The organism is Nostoc sp. DedQUE02 (assembly GCF_034531035.1).
In the GTDB taxonomy this organism is placed as follows: Bacteria; Cyanobacteriota; Cyanobacteriia; order Cyanobacteriales; family Nostocaceae; genus Nostoc.
In genome coordinates this window covers 60,380-80,680 of sequence record NZ_JAVRBY020000017.1, presented here as the reverse complement: position 1 = coordinate 80,680, position 20,301 = coordinate 60,380, and the positions used below count along the sequence as shown (strand labels likewise).

Sequence of the window (20,301 nt, the reverse complement as noted above, 5' to 3'; positions counted from 1 at the left end):
GTATTTTTTATCTAGATGGTAGAGACGCAGTTTTGTTGCGATCTCTACCCACAAGTTGTTTTTTCTAATCACTTGCAATTTATAAAAGGTGGTGCTAAGATTTTAAATCGTGAGACAAATCGGGTCGGTGTCCGAGTGGTTAATGGAGACGGACTGTAAATCCGTTGGCTAGCGCCTACGCTGGTTCAAATCCAGCCCGGCCCACCACTTACGAAGTTATAAGTTATAATGACTGGGTTAAGAGCAAAGCTCCCAGCATTGTAACTTAAAACTGAAAAATCAAAGTTATATTTTGCCCGTGTGGCTCAGTGGTAGAGCACACCCTTGGTAAGGGTGAGGTCACGAGTTCAATCCTCGTCACGGGCTTTTTAAATAGATAGAATAATCAACGTGAAAGCAAGAGCTTCAAGCTTTTGAAGGAATTAAAATGTTAAAAAGCTAATTATCTTATTTGTATTTGTGACTATTTTGACTATTTAGATGGAATATCTTCTGTGTATAAAAAAGTTTTCATTTATTTAATTTTTTTGAGTAGACTCAATAAGTTTCAATCTTCGTCATGATTGTTAAGTGTCTTTCTACTGTTCCATAAGCTTTCTTCACCCAATACCCTCTAGGTGGCTTTTCTATCCCATAAGCCTTACACCACTTTTCTACAACTTTATCAGACACGCCAAAATCTCTGCCAATTTGTGCGGTTGGCTTTTCCCAAACTAGTTTTTCTAGTTCTTCTTTTGATGGCCTTTCAACTTTTCTAGTGTGAATTCTAGAGTCTGGGTTAGCCTTTCTAGTTGTTAAGTCAACGCCAAACTCCTTGTAGGTTCGCTTAAGTGCTACTTCAGTTAAATCTGTAAAATCTTCCCACCAATAAAAAGGATTGGGTGATTTAGGTGGCGTTGTCCTGATACCGCAACCGCCAAACGTGATTGATGGATATACTACTTTGTTTATATCTGGCAAATAAAGACCATAGAAATCAAAGTCATCAGATTTATATTTTTTCTCATGACAACCATTCTTGTCTGCCCAATTGCTTTTATTTTTCAATGTGCCATCACAACTGTACTTAGCTTGAATTCTGTAACATTTGCCATCTTTGTAGGCAATCAAATCAAAGGGTGCATGTTCAGTTACTACTGGTACAAAAACCGAATATTCTTTCTCGACTAAATCTGCTATCACTTTAGCAGCTGCTAGATCGCCTTTATCTTTTGTGTGGTGCATTTATATGAACTCTCAAACCTATTTGGTAAATTACCATGAAAAGGCTTTTTTAGGGTTCATATTGAGTTAAAACGAGCGCGGCAGGGTTCGAACCTGCGACCAACGGATTAGAAATCCGTGGCTCTATCCACTGAGCTACGCGCCCAAAACAAAATAATGGCTCCCAAAAGAGTCATCTTAACTATTATATCGTTTCGACGTAACAAGAAGCAATCGAAAATTGCAGATTTACCACTAGCAAGGCTAAGATGCTAGTCGCTAGTTAGTGCAATCTACACCGAAAACGAAACAGATGGGGTATTGGTTTAGATATATTGTGTTGTCAAGGGGTTATTTGCCCGTTAGCGCTAACGTCCTCTGGGCGGCTACCTTCGGGAAGGATCGGGCGATCGCTAGGCTCATTCCTACAGTATGCTAGGTAATTTCAGCCTTGGCGATGCTGCCAAATGCCATTATATATTCCATATTAAGAGTGCCCCTGTGAGGAGTTATTTGCTAGTGCCATGTTTATTCTCAAACGGCAGGATGTTGAAATATCAAGCATTCAGCACCCAAAAAAGGATCAGCAGGTGCCGATCCTCAGTTATCAAGGGCAGACTTTCCGCTTGATTAGTGTTTTCAAAGCTAGTCAAGAGGAAGAAGCTAGAGCCTTATGGAGAGAATTAACGGATAACCGAGGTAAAGCCTGTGTTTTGCTGGAGGAACCGGAACGCTTTAGTGTTTGGGGTAAAATCCGTTTAGAGCAACTAGATAGTGACACAGGTGGTCATGGCAAAACGGCGATTTTAATCCAAGCCGGTATTTTGCTGTTACAGGGTGTTTCTATCGACATTGAAGAGTTTTTAGGTGCTAGACAAGCTGCATTATTTGAAAAAGATATTGCGGAGGTGTTCAAGCAGAAACAATTTCCCCAAGCATCATCCCTAGAAGCAGTGAAATATCTGGTATCTACTAATCCTTTGCCAACAGCCAAAATACCTGATTGGCAAGAAAATCATGTAGTTATCCTGTTACAAGAACTGCATCGATTAGGAAAGGCCTATTTTGGCAATGCTAATTTTACCAAACAAGTAATTTATAAGCTAGAAGATATGCCAGAAGCCGAGCGATCACTGTTTATCACTTGGCTAAATCAATCGCCACTGGGTAAACTATGGCAGTAACATGGAAATTTTTTCACAAAAATCCTGCCACTGGCACTTGCTTTTGGTGTTCGATTGTGTATTACCCGATAGATACACTGCTAGATATACAGTCCTTTAATTCAAAATACTGCCAGAGTGCATCTACATAGTCAAGTCCTATGAGTAACTCTTACGAGAATTCGTTCCTTTCTAAATCAATTTTCACTACTCAGAACATTGTCTTAGCTAATATTGGCTGGGCCGTACTGGCACTGCTATACTTTTTGTTGTTTAGTGCCAAAGTTCCCGGAGCAGATGGCATAGAAAGCCGAGCCGAGTGGTATGTGATTGGCACAAATATTTTTGAAGCTTTAGCTTATTTGGGTGCCGGTATCTTATGCTTGAGGAACTGGCTGAGTCCGCAAATCGTCAGTGGCCGGAATGTTTGGCTCTTAATTGGGCTAGGTATGCTTTCTTATTTCGTTGGAGGGATAATTTTCGGCTATACCGAAATAGTTTTAAAAGATGAACCAGATGTGTCTGTAGGCGATATATTTTTTGTACTTACTTATCTATTACTTGGCGCAGGCATGATTTTAGCTGTGGCTTCCAGGCGAATTAATCTGGAAAAATGGCAGTGGCTGATTGTGTTAGCAATTGCAGTGTTCGGTAGTTTGTTAGCATGGTGGATTTCTATGCAGCAGGGAACACCCTCAGAACTGCTAGTCGCTATTTTGAATTGGTTTTACGTAGTTAGCGATGTAGTTTTGCTAATTATTGCTACCACCCTGCTACTAGCCTTTTGGGGGGGAAGAGTTTCCCAGTCTTGGCGAATGATTGCAGCCGCGGCCTTTTCGCTCTACATTGCAGATATGTGGTTTAAATACGCCCAAGGCCCCAATTATCAAAGTGGAGAGATATTAGAAGTGTTTTGGGTGTTTAGCGGAGTGTTATTTGGCATGGGCGCTGTCTTAGAATATGACGCATCACTAAGACGAACGCGGCGTACCAGTGGACGAAAACGAGCTTAGTAAGGATTTTTGGTATCTACCGTGAGAAAATTAACAGACTCTGACAAGCAAGAAATTCTGAAGTTATATCGAGAGACTGCTGAAACAACCTCAACTTTGGCAGACCGCTATGGTGTGAGTAACTCGACAATTAGTCGCCTGCTCAAAAGCACTTTGCCAGAAGATGAGTATGAATACTTAGTCTCCTTAAAACGGGCTGCGAGAACTCCTGAAGGAAGGGCGCAGGTAAGCTACGAGCAGTTACCTCTGTTGACTCAACCAGAACCAGAGCCGGAGATAGAAGTTCCACCCAGCGAAAGCCAACCCTTGGAAGTGCCAAAGGTTGAGCCACAGCCACGTAAGATAATTCGTGTTGAGCAGGAACTTAACTCAGAGGAAACGGCGGAGTCAATTGCTGCTAGTAGACGGGTGCGGCGACGCCCCTCGGCTGCGGAAAAACCGAAACTCCGAGTCACAGCAGATAAATTAGAAACTCCAGAGCCAAAGCCGCCGGAAATAGTCAGCATCCCCATCCCACCGCTAAAGAATGAACATCCAGGAGCGGCTGTTATCGCGCAGATGCTGGGCGAAGATTTGCTCGATGAATCCGAAGATTTGGATGATTTAGATGATGATGATTTAGAAGATGACGACTTTGAGGAAGAAGACTTTGATGATGATGACCTGGATGAGCAAAGACCTTTAGTTACAAGAAGAAGACCAGGTGAAGCATCAGTTGAAGTTTTACCACTGTCGATAGCCAATTTGCCGAAAACTTGCTATTTGGTAATTGACCGTTCCTCAGAATTAATTACGCGACCTCTGAAAGACTTTGGTGATTTAGGACAAATTCCTAGCCTGGAAACCCAGCAAAGGACTCTGCCGGTATTTGATAACCATCGCGTCGCCAAGCGCTTTTCGACGAAGCGCGATCGCGTGATTAAAGTTCCTGATAGTAAAATGCTCCATAAGGCTCGGACTCATCTGCAAGCTAAGGGCATTACACGGCTGCTGATTGATGGTCAGGTCTATTCCTTATCTATGACGGTTTAGAGGTCATGGAGACAGCTGCTGGCTATGGTGTGGTATTGGTGACAGCTGGCAATATACAGGAGGCAGAAGCAATTGCAAATGCCCTTGTGGAAGCTAAACTCGCGGCTTGTGTGAGTCTGTTACCAATCCACTCAATTTACACCTGGCAAGGGGAACTGCATAAAGAGCAAGAATGGCAATTAGTGATTAAAACTGATTTGGCGCAATTTCCGGCAATGGAGGCCAAAATTAAGGAATTGCACTCCTATGAAGTGCCAGAAATTATTGCTTTACCAATTGTTGCTGGTTCTCAAGCCTACTTACAGTGGATTTCTCAGCAAGTTAAAAGTAAAGAGTGAGGAGTTAGAATTTTCATAACTCCTCACTTTTTACTCTCAACTACTAACTCTAAGCGTAAACAGCTGCTTCAAAACGAGTTGCCAAGTTAATAATGTCCTGCTTACGAGCAATCTGGTTCATCCATTGTTTGGGAATATTTTCTACGCCGTAGTAAATTCCCGCTAACCCACCAGTGACGGCGGCAGTAGTATCCGTATCTCCGCCTAAGTTGACAGCTTTCAACACCGCTTCAGAATAAGACAAGCTATTTAACAAGCACCACACGGATGATTCTAAGGTATCAATCACATAGCCACCAGAATTAATCTCTTCTACTGGTAATTTGGCAATCTCACCACTGAAAACTCTGCTAAAATGCGGCTTCTCTAACAAAAATTCTTGAACAGAATAAATTGGTTGGATATCTTGCAATGCTTGTAAATAAGCTGTTTGGGGGTCAGCCCCTTCCAAGAGCGCCACTGCAATACTAATATAAATGCCACAGGCCATTTGAGAACGGAGATGAGCGTGGGTAATGGAAGAGACTTGATGTACCCGTGCAATCAATTCATCAAGAGATAAACTTTTGTGACAATAAGCCATCGGCAAAATTCTCATCAACGAACCATTGCCATTACTATTTTCACTAGTACCACCTGCTTTCAGGGGTGGAGTTCCTTGTTTCCAGTTGACAATTGCTAAAAATGTGGTGTTACCGATATCAAATACTTCGCCTTGAGCAGTCCAGTAACTTTCGTGATACCAGCGCCAGAAGGAATTAGCAATCGCATCCAGTGAAAATCCCTCACAAAGACATTCTGCCAAGCAAAAGGTCAGCGAACTGTCATCTGAGCGAGCACGTACCAGCAGGAACATCCCAAGTTCCATAACCCTGCATCAATGTGACTGGAGATTTTACTCGTTCAGCGCGGCTGGTGAACTCCACTGGCACACCCAATGCATCACCAACACATAAACCCATCAAACCAGACAACGTTTTTGCAGAGGTTAGCATTGTTCAACCAGCATGAAACTTTTCTACCACTGATTTTACTTGCGAAAAGTCTCTTATCAAATGCTTGGTATAATTTTTAATTTCAAACTAACTGTAGACAGCCCTTGCAAAACGCTCTGCCAAGTAAATAATGTCTTGTCTACGAGCAATTTGATTTATCCATTGTTTGGGAATATTTTCTATTCCGTAGTAAATTCCTGCTAACCCACCGGTGACAGCAGCAGTAGTATCGGTATCTCCGCCTAAGTTGACAGCTTTCAGTACTGCTTCAGAATAAGACGAGCTATTTAACAAACACCACAGGGATGATTCTAAGGTATCAATCACATAGCCACCAGAATTAATCTCTTCTACTGGTATCTTGGCAATCTCACCACTGAAAATTCTGCCAAAATGCGGCTTCTCTAATAAAAATTCTCGGACAGAATAAATTGGTTGGATATCTTGTAATCCTTGTAAATAAGCTGTTTGCGGGTCAGCCCCTTCTAAGAGGGCCACTGCAATACTAATATAAATGCCGCAGGCCATTTGCGATCGCGCATGAGCATGGGTAATCGCTGAAACATCATGCACCCGCGCTAGCAATTCGCCTAAAGTTAAACTTCTGTGACAATAAGCTATCGGCAAGATTCTCATCAACGAACCATTGCCATTACTATTTTCAACCTTCCCACCCGCCTGATGAGGAACAACTCCCTGCTTCAGGCGCATAATAGCTGTGTGGGTAGTTTGACCAATATCAAAGACATCGCCACGGGGAGTCCAGTAAGCCTCCTTGTACCAGCGCCAGAAGGAATTGGCTATCGCATCCAACGAATACCCTCTACAAAGGCATTCTGCCAAGCAAAAGCTTAATGAACTATCATCTGACCAAGTTCCTGGTGGCTGATTCCATGTGCCATAACCCTGCATCGTTGTCACTGGAGATTTTACTCTTTCAGCGCGGCTAGTAAACTCCACCGGCACACCCAACGCATCACCGACACATAAACCCATCAAACCAGATAACGTTTTTGTAGCGGTTAGCATTATTCAATCTCCACAAGAATTGCTCAAAATTAACTTTATAGATTTCCTCTATAGCTTGTTGCAACAGATGCTACAGCCTACTTTTTTATCATCTGTGAAAAGTTTGGGAAAATTTTTTAAATCAGGTATTTTATTTCCCATATCCAGGCTTAGTTTTAGTTCCAAATATTGTGCCAGTTTTCAAAGCGTCTATTTTTGGAACAAAGAACCCAGATGAAAAGACATTGAATGTGATTATAACAGCTTGTTTCTGATTTTCAGGGATAGTTATTCCTTAAGTATTATGCCTCAATACCAAGATTCATTTAATAAAACCTGGGAAACATTTGGAACATTCTCATACAATTTCCGACTTGGAATATACAAGTAAAAAATACAAAATTTGGTAAAAACTATGAAGCGCTTACTCAAGTCTTTCATGACAATTTCTGCATTGTCTTCCTTAATAATTGCTCCTCTTGTTCTATCAGCTGGTCAAGCTTCTGCTGAAACCAAAAAGGGTACTGATGCTAGCTATATTGGCGCTGGTGTTGCAGCTGGTGTTACTAGTGGCGGACAAGGTATCAACGATGCTGCTACATTTGGTGGTAATGTTACAGGTCGCGCAAAATTAGGAACTACCCCATTTTCTGCACGCGGTAATGTTCTCTGGAGTGATAAGACAAGTGCTATCATTCCAGAACTTTCTGTGGATGTGCCTATTGCTAATAAAACTAACGCCTATTTAACTGGTGGTTATTCTTTTGTAGAAAAAGATGGCTCACCAACTCCTATAGGTAACAGAGATTCAGTAGTAGTAGGTGCTGGTGTTGAATCGGAAGTTGCTAACAATTTCCTCGTCTACACTAACGCTAAAGTCGGACTTGGTGCTTACCAAAATAGCGATGCTTCTGCTGTCACCATAAATGGTGGTCTTGGCTATCGCTTCAAATAAAAGATTATTGAGTCCTCAGTCATTCTATACTTTACTTAAGTACTCAGGACTCAGCACACAAAACTCACTACTCCCAAAAGCTGGTTTTGTTAAGTGTTACATCACTGATAAAGCCGGCTTTTGCCGTGGTAAAATTAGAATATTCCTCATTATTCCGGCCGGATTACCGGGGATGAAGTAGCCGAAGGGTGCTGATTCGGCGTCTACTAATGCTTTATTGAGAATACTATACAAGTCTAATGGTTAAATCTGCTCCTTCCCCCATCGCAACCCGTAAGCCTTCCAAAGTAGAAGGAATCAAGGAAAATAGTAATTTTTTGCGTGAACCTGTAGCAACTGAGATTCTTCAAGACACTACCCATTTTACTGAAAATGCGGTACAGCTTTTGAAGTATCACGGTTCTTATCAGCAGGATAACCGTGACAACCGCACCAAGGGACAGGAAAAAGATTACCAGTTTATGCTGCGGACAAAAAATCCGGGTGGTTTAGTACCGCCGCAGCTGTATCTGGCTTTAGATAAAATCGCTGATGAGTATGGCAACCACACCTTACGAGCAACTACCCGTCAAGGTTTCCAACTGCACGGAATTTTAAAGAAGAATCTTAAATCAGCGATCGCTACAATTGTTAATAATCTGGGTTCAACTTTGGGAGCTTGCGGCGACATCAACCGCAACGTGATGGCACCACCAGCCCCCTTTAAGAATCGCCCAGAGTACCAGTATGCTTGGGAGTATGCCCAGAATATTGCTGACTTGCTGACAGCACAGACAGGTGCTTATTACGAAATTTGGTTAGATGGGGAAAAGGCAATTAGTGCTGAAGAAGCCCCAGAGGTGAAGGCAGCCCGACAACGTAATGGAAATGGCACAATTATCCATGACAACGAAGAACCGATTTATGGCACTTACTATATGCCCCGCAAGTTTAAAATTTGCGTGACAGTGCCAGGGGATAATTCGATTGATTTATATTCTCAAGACCTGACGTTGGTAGTAATTACCAATAAAAAGAAGCAATTAGAAGGATTTAATATTTTTGCTGGTGGTGGTTTAGGTAGAACACACGGTAAAGAAGAAACTTTCGCTAGGTTAGCAGACCCCATTGGTTATGTGGCGAAAGATGACGTTTACGACATAGTGAAAGCGATTGTTGCTACCCAGAGAGATTATGGCGATCGCACCGACCGTCGTCATGCCAGATTAAAATATCTAATCAACGACTGGGGCGTAGATAAATTCCGCACCCAAGTTGAAGAATATTTCGGTAAACCAGTTGAAGCCTTCAAACCACTGCCAGAGTTTAAATTTCACGACTTCCTCGGCTGGAATGAACAAGGTGATGGTAAACTATTCTTAGGAATTTCCATTGACAATGGTCGAGTCAAGGATGAAGGTTCGTTTCAACTGAAAACCGCCTTGCGGGAAATTGTCGAACAGTTCAACTTACCCATCCGCCTGACACCCAACCATAACCTGATTTTTTACGATATCGAACCAGATAGCAAAGAAGCAATTCAAGACATTCTTAGCCGTCACGGTGTCGGAGACGACCCCAGTAAAATCGAACCTTTAGTGCGGTATGCAATGGCTTGTCCGGCTTTACCCACTTGTGGCTTGGCAATCACAGAATCGGAACGAGCAATACCAAGCATTTTGGAACGGATTCGCGCTCTGTTGGATAAATTAGGTTTACAAAAAGAACATTTTGTGGTAAGGATGACAGGATGCCCCAATGGCTGCGCTCGTCCTTACTTGGCAGAATTGGCCTTTGTCGGTAGCGCTCCAGAATCTTACCAACTATGGTTAGGGGGTTCGCCAAATCAGACTCGACTGGCGCAACCTTATATAGATAAGCTGCACCATAATGACTTAGAAACCTTTTTAGAACCGATTTTTGTTTACTTTAAGAAATCTCGGAAATCAAAGGAAAGCTTCGGTGATTTTTGCGATCGCGTTGGTTTTGATGCCATCCGCGAATTTGCTGCTACCTACGAACCCCAAACAGCCAATGGTGCAAACAAATCGCGCCATCGGGTGAATTTGAAAGAAGAGGTTTATAGTAAATTGAAGGAAGTAGCAGAAAGTCAAGGTAAGCCAATGACTCAGTTGGTGAGTGAGGCGCTAGATGCTTACTTCCAGAATCTTTCCTAAGTAAAATCCTCATCGCTAACTTGTTTAGTTATTACCATGAATTATGGGGAGGCAATATTTTTTAGCCTCTCCATTGCTCAAAGCTATCTCGATCTATAGGATTAGGAGAGCCTATTGATCTTGCACAAGACTATAAATATCGCTTCAAAACTTGTTGAGCCAGTAAACCTAATTCCATTACCCTATCCCCTCCATCTACAAAAATATGGGGGATAATTTTTAGAGTATTAAGATAAATAAGGTGTGACCTATTGGCTTAGTTGGCGTGAGGATATCTTGAGCATGGGAACAAAGTATAAAAATATGCTCATTTTTCTGTTTAAGTATTGCTCAATGGATTTTGAGCAGATATCGAGCATTTCGAGAACTATAAACGCTGTAACTATTCAATTTAGGTATTTATATGTTTCTGGTAACTGGAGCAACGGGAGGAATTGGTCGCAGAGTTGTGCGACTCCTACGGCAACGAGAACAGTCTGTGCGGGCATTTGTCCGTCTTACCTCGCGCTACAGCGAGTTAGAACACCGGGGTGCAGAAATTTTCATTGGTGACTTGCTACAAGAAAAAGATATCCAGAAAGCTAGTCAGGGTGTCAAGTATGCGATCAGCGCCCACGGTTCTGATAGCGATGCCCTATCTTTAGATTACCGCGCCAATATTCAACTCATCGACCAGGCAAAAGCCAATGGTGTAGAACATTTTGTCTTTATTTCCGTATTGGGAGCCGATCGCGGATATGAAGACGCTCCCGTTTTTAAAGCCAAACGAGCAGTAGAGCGATATTTAGCCGCTAGTGGCTTAAATTACACTATTTTACGCCCATCTGGATTAGCATCTAACTTGCTGCCATTAGTAGAACGGTTTCGGGAAACGGGATTGTATCTGCTGATTGGCGATCGCAAAAACCGTACCTCAATTGTCAGTACCGATGATTTGGCGAGAATAATAGTAGATTCTGTTACCGTTGAAGGCGCTCGCAACAAAATTTTACCCGTCGGAGGGCCAGAAATTTTATTACGAGAAGATATTCCCCGGATTTTTGGTCGGATCTTCACCAAAGAGCCAGTAATAATTAACTCCCCACTATTTGTCATTGATGGGTTACAGAGTGCATTGGGTTTATTTAATCCCCAAATTCAAAAATCTTTGGGAACTTATCGCACATTGCTAGCAAATGAATTTTTCTGTACCAAAGACGAAATTGCCAATTTAGAGGCGATTTTTAACTTCCAATTAGAGACATTAGAAAGCTTTTTGCGGCGCTATTTAGCGGTTTAAATTGGGCATGGGGCATGGAAAGTAGAAAATAAGCAGCAAGGAAGAAGAGTTTTCCTTTCTGCTAAAAGTATTCCGCCCATAGAGCCTCTTTCCAATGCCCAATCGCCAATACTTCTCTACGAGAGGCTGCGCCAACGACTACGCGGTAGTTGAGCGTAGTCGAAACTCAGTACAAGTGCCCAATCCCCAATACCAAATTACAGATAATCTAAAATTCTATGAAATCTTCCCTAGCTGCAAATGCTGCTCAAGCACGTCAGACAAAAGAGCGATTCGCCCAACCAGAAGAACAACTCACTTATGAATTGGGTAAAGCAGTACAGGAATTGCCACCCCTGTACACTAGATTATTAGCGGGAACGATGAGCGTCATCGTATTTGGAGCGATCGCTTGGGCGTACTTCTCACAAATAGATGAAGTAGCAACTGCACAAGGGGAATTGATTGCTTCCACACAGGTAAGACCGGTGACATCCTTGGGTGGAGGATCAATTGTCGCTGTTAAAGTACGAGAAGGCGATCGCGTTACTAAAGGTCAAATTCTGATTCAAAAAGATCCAGACTTGAAAATAACCGATGTTTCCCGCCTAGCTAAATCTAGCAGATTAATTCAAGACGATTTGCAACGTTTAGATGCAGAACGCACCGGCAGTAAAACTGCTGGAACTAAACTTCAAGATGAACTTTTAAACTCCCGCTTGCAAGACTTCCAAGCCCGTGAAGCGGCGGCGGAAGCAGAAGCAAATCGCCAAACAGCACTGATCAATCAAGCCAAAGTCCGCTTGACTCGTTTGCAAGATAACTTAATTAATGCCAAAAGTAGCGTTGTGAATGCTCAAACCAACCTTGCTAACGCAGATAGCATCCGAATTAAAATTGAAAGCAATTTGGCACTTGCACAAGAAAGAGAAAAAAGCCTACGCACTCTAATTACTCCTGGCGCAGTCCCTCGTGTTGATTACCTAGATGCCCAAGAAAAACTAACTCGTGCAAAGACAGAAATCACTAGATCGCAAGATGAAGTTACCAATAGTCAGAATAAAATAACAGAGGCTCAAGATAAAGTCACATCATTAGAAAAAGATATTGCGGCTCAAGTCCAAGAAATTCGCCAAGCAGAACAAGCTTACAAAGCTGCACGCAATCAGGTTCAGCGTGTAGCATCAGAACGCCAAAGTGAGATTTTAACGCAGTTTAACAAGCGTAAAGAAGAACTGACTACTGTTCAAGGTGAATTAGAGCAGGCGAGAAAGCAGCAAGCTTTGGAAACTATTGAGGCTCCCGTTGCTGGTACGATTTACAGAGTCAAAGCCACCAAGGGGCCAGTGCAATCTGGTGAAGAATTGGTGTCAATTTTGCCGGAAGGGGAAGAAATGCTCCTAGAGGTGAAAGTTCTCAACCGTGATATTGGGTTTATTCATCAAGGAATGAAGGCAAAAGTTAAAATGGCGACTTTCCCCTTCCAGGAATTTGGCATTGTGGATGGCGAAGTCGTACAAGTCAGTCCGAATGCAATTATTGATAAAGAACTAGGCTTAGTTTTTCCTACAAGAATTAAGCTAAATAAACACGCAGTAAATGTTCGGGGTCAAGAAGTAGAATTTACACCAGGGATGGCTGCTACTGGTGAAATTGTCACTCGTAAAAAGTCAATTTTGACCTTCATCACTGAGCCTGTGACACGGCGCTTCAACGAGGCATTTTCAGTTAGATAGGTTTGTAGCCTCTGTTATTTTCACAACCATTTCCACAGCGATCGGTTAGGGGTTTAGCAATGCTAAACTCCAATACAGTTCAAATAAGACCAAAACACTTGTAGAGATGGCGATTCATCGCGTCTCAAAAATCGGCGATTCATCGCGTCTCAAAATTGTAGAGACAGCGATTTATCGTTTCTCAAAAACCCACGATGTTGTACAAGTAGCGCTTTGAACCGTATTGCACTATAACTTTACGTGAGTTCAACAAGTCTTATTTGACCTCCCCCACCCCCTCTCCGACACGGCTACAGTGTACACACAAGTGGAATTACCCCTTTTAAAGGATGTTTGAAAAGTCCTCTTCTTGGTAGCAAAACGTTCTAGATCCCCCTAAATCCCCCTTAAAAACGGGGACTTTGAAAGGTTTTGCCCCTCTTTTTAAGGGGGGTTGGGGGGATCAATAAGTGCCTAAAATCACAACCAACCACTTTTCAAACAACCTCTTATAAAGGCTACGGTGTACACACAAGTTTTGTAGAATTACTGCGTAACGCAGAGTAGGTTAATTTTTACAAGTCGATGCATCAAAGATGCAAGTGGATGCATCAAAGATGCAAGTGGATGCATCAAAAATGCAAGTTGATGCATCAAAGATGCAAGTCGATGCATCAAAGGTACAAGTCGATGCATCAAAGGTACAAGTGGATGCATCAAAGGTACAAGTCGATGCAACAAATGTACAAGTCGATGCATCAAACGTGCAGGTTAAGAGACTTGTGTGTACACCGTAGCTCCGACACGCAAGAGGTCATCGAACTCACGTTAACTTTCAACCTATACCAAAGAACTTTCTATACTGATTTATTTGTTTTTCCATTCCCTGTAGTACTTTGCCAAAATCAATATTATTCTCATCTTCATTGCTATCTACATTGATGTTGCCCAGAATATTCTCATAGTTTTGGAATTGTGACCATAATTCTGGATTGGCTAATTCATTATTAGCATCGGCTGAGGCCAGATATTTTATTGTTTCTGTAATCGCCTGAGCGATCGCAGGACTATAATCAGAATTATTCAAACTAGCAATAGTTTGTGGCGTTAGATAATTTCCCATTTCTGTAATTGACTGATCGATCACAGAAGTAATATCGGAATTATTGAAACTAGCGAGGGTTTCTGGGGTGGAATATTTTACTGTTTCTATAATTGCCTGACCCATCAGAGAACCAAAATAGGAACTGTTAAAACTAGAAGTTGTCTGTGATGTGAGATAATTCGCGGTTTGTCCATAGATGCGTAGCAGGTTATCATTAGACATTGCCTGCTTTGCCAGAGAACTGACAGGGGAAACATTTAAACTAGGGTTTGTAGCTTGTGTTTTATTTCCTACTGTGTCTGCAATCACCTGCTTTGCTAGAGAATTGACATTAGAAATATTTAAACTATTTGTAGTTTGTGTACTATTTCCTGCGGTTTCTGTGACAATTTGACGTACTTGGGCATCAGTCAGGTTGGGGTTAGCACTAAGCATCAAAGCAACTACACCAGCAACGTGGGGAGTAGCCATAGAAGTGCCGCTATAAGTTGCATATTGATTATTCGGAACTGATGAATAAATCTTGACTCCTGGAGCTGTGACATAAGAGATTTCATTCGTTCCAGAGCGATTAGAGAAGTCGGGCATATTATTATTCTTATCCACTGCTCCAACGGCAATTCCCGACTTGTATGCATAGCGAGCGGGATAGCCTGGTAAATCATCACCATCATTACCTGCTGCCATGACGACAATCACTCCTTTGCTGCTGGCATAGTCAATGGCCGACTCTAGAGTACGATTGGAAGATCCGCCTCCTAAACTGAGGTTAATCACATTAGCGCCATTATCCACAGCGTAGTGAATGCCTTTAGCTATGGAATTATAAGAACCAGAGCCAGAGTCATTCAAAACTTTGACGGGCATAATCTTGGCATCGTAGGCAATACCAGTGACACCGTAGTTATTATTTTCTCCTGCGATCGTGCCGGAAACATGAGTACCATGACCATTTTGATCTAAGGTGTTGTTGTTATTATCAGCGAAATTCCAGCCATAATTATCATCAACATAACCATTGCCATCGTCATCTATCCCGTTACCTGGAATTTCCTTGCTATTCGTCCAGATATTATTACTTAAATCCTCGTGATTATGGTCAACCCCAGTATCTAAAACAGCGACAACAACGCCCTTACCTGTGTATCCCTGTGCCCAGACTTCCGGTGCTTTTACAAGGTCTGCTCCCCAATTATTCCCACCAAGATCGGGAACATCAGCAAAGGTATTTTGACCAGTCGCTTTAGCTACTGCTGCTGCTCCATTAATCAAGCCATAACCATTAGTGGAGTTATAATTCTCAGCGCTAAAAGTAGCATTACTGCTATTTTCGGAGTCAGCGTTATTTAGTAACTGCACATCAGCATCGGCTGAGTTATAGCTACTACGTCCACTAAAGTTGAGGCTGTAGTCATTCTTCGTGTTAAAGCTATCTAATGAAGAGATTGAAGTGACCTTTAGCTGTTTATTTGACAATACATTGTTATTAGCATCATCATTGAGCATAAGTTTTTTTCAAAGATAACAATCGTGTTTTGACAGCTTGAAGCTTTAAAATCTTTACAGGAAAAAGATTTTAATGTGTGAATAAGCTTCATTGTCAATAATTACTATGTAATCTCAGAACAAAATGCTAACTCTACTACTAAAAAGCATAATCAATAGTAGAGGTTTTGTTAATATCTTAATTGATACAATCAATCCTAAATTTATAACAGTGTAAGTATAAATTGGTAGAATAAAAAATTAATTTCGTTATGTATAGCAATTCTAAATGAGTTACGAACAAAAAGATCAGCAACTTCTTCAAGAAGTCACCGATCTAAACCTCTCGGTGGAGAGCAAATCAAATAGGATTTTTGGTGTTGCTGAATCGAGGTATGAATTTTGATGTAGAGACGTTGCAATGCAACGTCTCTACAAGGATTTTGAAATAACGCAAAATTATTTTTCATACCGCAATCAGCAACGCCGGATTTTTCTATGCCAAACTATTTCCTGCTGTCGTTGTCACAATCTGACGTACTTGGGCATCAGTTAGACCTTTCTTAGCACTGAGCATCAAAGCTATTACCCCAGCAACGTGAGGAGTCGCCATAGAAGTGCCATCTTTGACACCATAATTATTACCTGGAAGTGTCGAGTAGATACCGAGCCCTAAATCCCCATCACCTTCAAAGTATGCTCCAGGAGCTGTAACATAAGCGAGTGGAGTTGTTCCACTACGGTGAGAGAAGTCGGTAAGTGTCCGATTGTAGAACACTGCTCCAACCGCAAGTCCCCACTGGGTAGCATAGCGAGCAGGATAGTCTGGTTCTGATTTACCATCATTACCTGCTGCCATGACGGTAATTGCTCCTTTGCTGGCAGCATATTGAATAGCTGACTGTATCTCACTACTTGGAGAACCACCTAAGCTGAGGTTAATAACATTAGCTCCGTTATTGACTGCATAACGAATACCATTTGCGATCGCACTATTACTACCTTGACCATCGCTATTCAAAACTTTCACCGGCATAATCTTGGCATTATAAGCAATCCCAGTGACACCGAAGTTATTTTTCACCCCAGCAATAGTGCCAGCAACATGAGTACCATGACCGTTATCGTCTAATGGATTATTGTTGTTGCTGACGAAGTTCCAGCCTTTGACATCATCAATGTAACCATTGCCATCATCATCTTTGCCGTTGCCAGCGATTTCCTTGGTATTCTTCCAGATATTAGCGCTCAAATCTGAGTGGTTGTAATCTACTCCACTATCTATCACAGCGACGATCACACCTTGACCTGTATATCCCTTTGCCCAGACTTCCGGTGCTTTAATTGCATCGGCTCCCCAATTATCACCACCCAAATCAGTCACATCAGCAAAGGTACTCTGACCTAAAGCTTTCGCTACGGCGGCGGCGGCATTAATTAAGCCATAACCTGTAGTTGAGTTAAACCCGCCACCATTGATAGGAGTCAGATTGATTGGTGTTGTTAGATAAACAACGTTGTTACTTTCATTACTTTCGGCAACATTTCCCGCACCATCAGCTTCAAAAAACAAATAGTATTTACCAGCAGCAATTGTGGTATCAATAGTCCAAGATACAGACCTTGAAACCACGGCAGAAACGGCAAGACTAGTGATAGGAACAGAGTCATAACCTATGGAGATGTCATCATCATCACCAAAGCTTGTATTCCTGGAAAGATAAAAAGCTCCTTTGCTACTACCAGCATTGCCATTACCTTGGTTTTTCACCTTGTAAGTAAATTCAATTTTGCTACCAATGGCTGCGTTGGTGGGAGCTGAAGCATCTGCTATTACTAAGTCTGGTGCAGTAATTGTAATTGCTTTGGCAACGACGTTGTTATTTTCATTGCTTTCTCTCAATGACCCAAAACCATCAGCTTGGTATAGAAGATAGTAACTACCGCGAGTAATAGTGCTGGAAAGGTATAGGGATGAAGACTCGGAAATTACAGCAGAGGGAGCAATGTCAGAGATACCGATAATATCCGAACCGACCGAAATATCCTCACTACTGAGGCTAGTATCTTTAGAAAGATAAAAGCGTGTGGTGTTAACACCAGCCGTACCATTACCTTGATTTTTCACCTGATAGCTTAGTTGGATTGTTGTACCAATGTTGGCGCTAGCAGGAGCCGAAGGATTTTGTATTAATAAGTCTGGTGCCGCAATCGTAATTGCTTTGGCCGTGACGTTGTTGTTTTCATTACTTTCAAAAATCTCGCCATTGCTATCGGCTTGTAATAGCAGGTAGTAATTTCCAAAAGTAATATTACTGCTGAGTATTAAAGAGTAAGACTCTGAACTATATTTCCCAGCACCCAATCCAGAGAAGAAATAGCTTCGGGAATAGCTTAAGTATGTGTCATCGCTGCTCAAGGTCGTATCTTTAGAAAGATAAAACTTCGTTGTACTAGAATCGGCACTGGCAGTACCTTGATTGGCTAGTTGATAATTGACTGTGATTAAGCTACCGGGGTCAACAAGACTAGGAGTCGAAATATTTTGGATAATTAGGTCTGGTTTAGGGCCATTAATAGCGATCGCTTTGCTGACAATGTTATTAGTTTCGTTGCTTTCGCCAATATTGCCATTAGCATCGGCTTTATACAACAGATAATAGTTACCTGCGGCGATCGCATTGTTGATGATCAGCGATGCTGTCTCTGAACTAGTAGCGCCTGCGGCGATGGCGTTAACGCCATCGGAGCCAAGCAACACATCATCAGTGCTAAAAGCATTATCTTTGGATATATAAAACTTGGTAGTAGTTGCAACAGCACCACCAACACCTTGGTTTTTCACCTGATAGCTCAGTTGAATGGTGCTACCAACGGCTGTTGTACTCGGAGATACAGCATTTTGTATTATTAAGTCTGCTTGGGTAATGGCGATCGCTTTACTAGCAAAGTTATTGGTTTCATTGCTCTCAACTGCATTTCCTGCGCCGTCAGCTTGATAGAGCAAGTAATAATTACCTGTAGCGATCGCATTGTTAACGATCAGCGATGCTGTCTCTGAACTAGTAGCACCTGCGGCAATAGCGTTAACGCCATCGGAGCCTAACAATACATCGTCATTACTAAAGGCATTATCCTTGGATAGATAAAACTTGGTGGTAGTTGCAACAGCACCACCAACACCTTGATTCTTGATTTGATAGCTTAGTTGAATAGTGCTACCAACTGATGCTGTACTAGGGGCTGAAGTATTTTGAACTATCAGGTCTGATTTTTGAGTTGGAGTAATGGTGATTACTCCGGCAATACCGTTGTTAGTTTCATTGCTTTCAGCAACATTTCCATCACCATCGGCGATGTATGCTAAGTAATAATTCCCGGCAGTGATGTTACTGCCAATATTGACTGTGGTTGACTCGGAACTATAACTACCCGCAGCAATGCCGCTAACGTAGTCATAGCCTAAGTACACATCTTCGTTTCCAATATTTAAATCTTGGGAGAGATAAAACTTGGTGTTACTGGCGACAGCACTAGCATTGCCTTGGTTTTTGATTTGATAGTTTAGTTGAATGCTACTTCCAGCCGCCGCCGAACTGGGATTTGAGGTATTTTGTACTATCAGGTCTGGTTTAGTAATATTAATTACGTCAGCAACAGCATTATTGTTTTCGTTGCTTTCGGCAACATAGTTATAGCCATCGGCTTGATACACCAAATAATAGCTACCTGCGGCAACGCTATTGCCGATGGTGAGTGTGGTTGACTCTGACCGATAGTAACCAGATAGGATGTTATCAACATAGTCATCGCCTAAAAATATATCTTCACTCCCTAAAGAGAGATCCTGAGACAGATAAAACTTGGTATAGCTATAACCAGCACTGGCATTGCCTTGGTTTTCAATTTCATAGCTCAGTTGAATGGTACTGCCGGCTGCGGCAGAACTGGGAGTTGAAACGGTACGCGCTATCAGGTCTGGCTGAATTGCAGCAGCGATCGCTTGAGTAGCATTTCCGTCGTGACTGCTCTTCTTGGCATAATTGTTTTTACCTCCGAAAGCGTCGATTTCCGTAGAAGTATAACTACTGCGATCGCTGGATCTAAAACTATTTACACCACTTAGACTGAAGCTAGAGTCAGTATTCTGATTATCAAAAATATTAGATTTTTCTGATGATAGAAGGCTGGCTTTTATACCAGAATTTTCATTAATAGAGTTATGGTCTTTGGTAAAAAACATTAGTAGTTTCACCTCGCATCTTCAAGGAAATTCGCACCACAATAAGTACTCAAATCCATGATATATAAGGGATTGAGCCGGGAAATCTTTATTTGTAAGACAGGTGCTACAAATACACTTAACTATAAAATCACCTAATTAGCAAGTAAAATTACAGTTTTCTGCATACTTAATAAATTCAAAAGGCGAATGGAGTTATACTCCATTCGCCAAAGACTATATTTAAGCTACTTTTTAGGGATCAATTGAAGAAGAATTCAGAAGTCAGAATCAATCGGTGGGGTATTAAACAATACAGTTCAGTTAAGCTTTTTTCTCTCCCCCTGCTCCCTCTGCCTGCCTTAACAGATAAATTTGCTTAACCCAAGCGTATTGGGGTATTAAACCCTTTGATTCAGACGCTCGCGGACTCGCTAGGGACTTCCAAGTAAAAAAATATTCCATAGCAGAGGGACAAGGAAGACAAGGGGGACAAGGGGGACAAGGAAGAAAGAAGTTTAGTTGAGTAGACAAATTGGATAATTTATTTTTTGGAGTTCCCCTAACGCTTCGCTATCCGCCAGTCACACAGAATTCAATTCTGAATTCTGGCTCCTGACTCCTGAATTCTGTTTTGATCAGCACAAATTAAA

At 41.9% G+C, this 20,301-nt stretch carries 13 protein-coding genes, 3 tRNA genes and 1 pseudogene; 11 read left to right on the top strand and 6 right to left on the bottom strand.

All coding sequences use genetic code 11. The annotated features are described in order from the left end of the window. Nucleotides 1–121 precede the first annotated feature (121 nt). Both RMX98_RS15800 and RMX98_RS15795 read left to right on the top strand, forming a co-directional pair. Nucleotides 122–207: transfer RNA gene (locus RMX98_RS15800), tRNA-Tyr, on the top strand. Nucleotides 208–294: 87 nt separating this feature from the next. After that, nucleotides 295–366, top strand: a tRNA-Thr gene (locus RMX98_RS15795). Between the two features lie 171 nt (nt 367–537). On the opposite strand, the gene RMX98_RS15790 is transcribed toward RMX98_RS15795, so the two are convergent. After that, on the bottom strand, nt 538–1,224 hold the full coding sequence (locus RMX98_RS15790; RefSeq protein ID WP_322677465.1) for a group I intron-associated PD-(D/E)XK endonuclease: 687 nt from the start codon (nt 1,222–1,224) through the stop codon (nt 538–540). Nucleotides 1,225–1,296: 72 nt separating this feature from the next. Continuing rightward, nucleotides 1,297–1,369: transfer RNA gene (locus RMX98_RS15785), tRNA-Arg, on the bottom strand. Nucleotides 1,370–1,727: 358 nt separating this feature from the next. On the opposite strand from RMX98_RS15785, the gene RMX98_RS15780 reads away from it, so the two are divergent. The 4 genes from RMX98_RS15780 (at nt 1,728) to cutA (ending at nt 4,749) form a co-directional block, all read left to right on the top strand. Beyond that, nucleotides 1,728–2,387: an Npun_F0813 family protein gene (locus RMX98_RS15780; RefSeq protein ID WP_322677464.1), complete on the top strand. Its 660-nt coding sequence runs from the start codon at nt 1,728–1,730 to the stop codon at nt 2,385–2,387. Between the two features lie 140 nt (nt 2,388–2,527). Then, nucleotides 2,528–3,379 carry a hypothetical protein gene (locus RMX98_RS15775; RefSeq protein WP_322677463.1) on the top strand — a complete coding sequence of 284 codons (852 nt, stop codon included), beginning with the start codon at nt 2,528–2,530 and terminating at the stop codon, nt 3,377–3,379. A 21-nt stretch (nt 3,380–3,400) separates the two neighbouring features. Then, nucleotides 3,401–4,411: a transposase gene (locus tag RMX98_RS15770; RefSeq protein WP_322677462.1), complete on the top strand. Its 1,011-nt coding sequence runs from the start codon at nt 3,401–3,403 to the stop codon at nt 4,409–4,411. Nucleotides 4,412–4,416: 5 nt separating this feature from the next. Beyond that, complete coding sequence (gene cutA / locus RMX98_RS15765) at nt 4,417–4,749, top strand: divalent-cation tolerance protein CutA (RefSeq protein ID WP_322677461.1); 333 nt, start codon at nt 4,417–4,419, stop codon at nt 4,747–4,749. A gap of 49 nt (nt 4,750–4,798) precedes the next feature. Here the strand turns inward: cutA and RMX98_RS15760 are convergent. Together RMX98_RS15760 and RMX98_RS15755 are read right to left on the bottom strand one after the other, a co-directional pair. Beyond that, nucleotides 4,799–5,744: pseudogene (locus RMX98_RS15760) on the bottom strand (ADP-ribosylglycohydrolase family protein). Between the two features lie 87 nt (nt 5,745–5,831). Then, on the bottom strand, nt 5,832–6,773 hold the full coding sequence (locus RMX98_RS15755) for an ADP-ribosylglycohydrolase family protein (RefSeq protein ID WP_322677460.1): 942 nt from the start codon (nt 6,771–6,773) through the stop codon (nt 5,832–5,834). 394 nt (nt 6,774–7,167) lie between these two features. Between RMX98_RS15755 and RMX98_RS15750 the strand changes: the two genes are divergently transcribed. The 5 genes from RMX98_RS15750 to RMX98_RS15730 all read left to right on the top strand — a co-directional run bounded on the left by RMX98_RS15750 (nt 7,168) and on the right by RMX98_RS15730 (nt 13,633). Next, nucleotides 7,168–7,707 (top strand): hypothetical protein, encoded by a 540-nt coding sequence (locus RMX98_RS15750; protein ID WP_322677459.1) that lies wholly within the window; start codon nt 7,168–7,170, stop codon nt 7,705–7,707. A 239-nt stretch (nt 7,708–7,946) separates the two neighbouring features. Then, nucleotides 7,947–9,863 carry a sulfite reductase, ferredoxin dependent gene (gene sir, locus RMX98_RS15745; protein ID WP_322677458.1) on the top strand — a complete coding sequence of 639 codons (1,917 nt, stop codon included), beginning with the start codon at nt 7,947–7,949 and terminating at the stop codon, nt 9,861–9,863. 403 nt (nt 9,864–10,266) lie between these two features. Continuing rightward, nucleotides 10,267–11,142: an SDR family oxidoreductase gene (locus tag RMX98_RS15740; protein ID WP_322677457.1), complete on the top strand. Its 876-nt coding sequence runs from the start codon at nt 10,267–10,269 to the stop codon at nt 11,140–11,142. Between the two features lie 218 nt (nt 11,143–11,360). Next, nucleotides 11,361–12,857, top strand: a complete 1,497-nt coding sequence (locus tag RMX98_RS15735; RefSeq protein WP_322677456.1) for an HlyD family efflux transporter periplasmic adaptor subunit — start codon at nt 11,361–11,363, stop codon at nt 12,855–12,857. A gap of 575 nt (nt 12,858–13,432) precedes the next feature. Then, nucleotides 13,433–13,633: a hypothetical protein gene (locus tag RMX98_RS15730; RefSeq protein ID WP_409881511.1), complete on the top strand. Its 201-nt coding sequence runs from the start codon at nt 13,433–13,435 to the stop codon at nt 13,631–13,633. Between the two features lie 38 nt (nt 13,634–13,671). Here the strand turns inward: RMX98_RS15730 and RMX98_RS15725 are convergent, their stop codons facing one another. Both RMX98_RS15725 and RMX98_RS15720 read right to left on the bottom strand, forming a co-directional pair. After that, nucleotides 13,672–15,447 (bottom strand): S8 family peptidase, encoded by a 1,776-nt coding sequence (locus RMX98_RS15725; protein ID WP_322677454.1) that lies wholly within the window; start codon nt 15,445–15,447, stop codon nt 13,672–13,674. A 475-nt stretch (nt 15,448–15,922) separates the two neighbouring features. Beyond that, nucleotides 15,923–19,669: a CARDB domain-containing protein gene (locus RMX98_RS15720; protein ID WP_322677453.1), complete on the bottom strand. Its 3,747-nt coding sequence runs from the start codon at nt 19,667–19,669 to the stop codon at nt 15,923–15,925. Between the last annotated feature and the right edge of the window lie 632 nt (nt 19,670–20,301).

What these genes read in the sequence shown, in the direction of transcription:
- RMX98_RS15735 (WP_322677456.1), top strand. Translation starts at nt 11,361, where the DNA reads ATGAAATCTTCCCTAGCTGCAAATGCTGCTCAAGCACGTCAGACAAAA.
- RMX98_RS15790 (WP_322677465.1), bottom strand. Translation starts at nt 1,224, where the DNA reads ATGCACCACACAAAAGATAAAGGCGATCTAGCAGCTGCTAAAGTGATA.
- sir (WP_322677458.1), top strand. Translation starts at nt 7,947, where the DNA reads ATGGTTAAATCTGCTCCTTCCCCCATCGCAACCCGTAAGCCTTCCAAA.
- RMX98_RS15775 (WP_322677463.1), top strand. Translation starts at nt 2,528, where the DNA reads ATGAGTAACTCTTACGAGAATTCGTTCCTTTCTAAATCAATTTTCACT.
- RMX98_RS15755 (WP_322677460.1), bottom strand. Translation starts at nt 6,773, where the DNA reads ATGCTAACCGCTACAAAAACGTTATCTGGTTTGATGGGTTTATGTGTC.
- RMX98_RS15740 (WP_322677457.1), top strand. Translation starts at nt 10,267, where the DNA reads ATGTTTCTGGTAACTGGAGCAACGGGAGGAATTGGTCGCAGAGTTGTG.
- RMX98_RS15720 (WP_322677453.1), bottom strand. Translation starts at nt 19,669, where the DNA reads ATGTTTTTTACCAAAGACCATAACTCTATTAATGAAAATTCTGGTATA.
- RMX98_RS15780 (WP_322677464.1), top strand. Translation starts at nt 1,728, where the DNA reads ATGTTTATTCTCAAACGGCAGGATGTTGAAATATCAAGCATTCAGCAC.
- RMX98_RS15730 (WP_409881511.1), top strand. Translation starts at nt 13,433, where the DNA reads ATGCAAGTGGATGCATCAAAGATGCAAGTGGATGCATCAAAAATGCAA.
- RMX98_RS15725 (WP_322677454.1), bottom strand. Translation starts at nt 15,447, where the DNA reads ATGCTCAATGATGATGCTAATAACAATGTATTGTCAAATAAACAGCTA.
- RMX98_RS15750 (WP_322677459.1), top strand. Translation starts at nt 7,168, where the DNA reads ATGAAGCGCTTACTCAAGTCTTTCATGACAATTTCTGCATTGTCTTCC.
- cutA (WP_322677461.1), top strand. Translation starts at nt 4,417, where the DNA reads ATGGAGACAGCTGCTGGCTATGGTGTGGTATTGGTGACAGCTGGCAAT.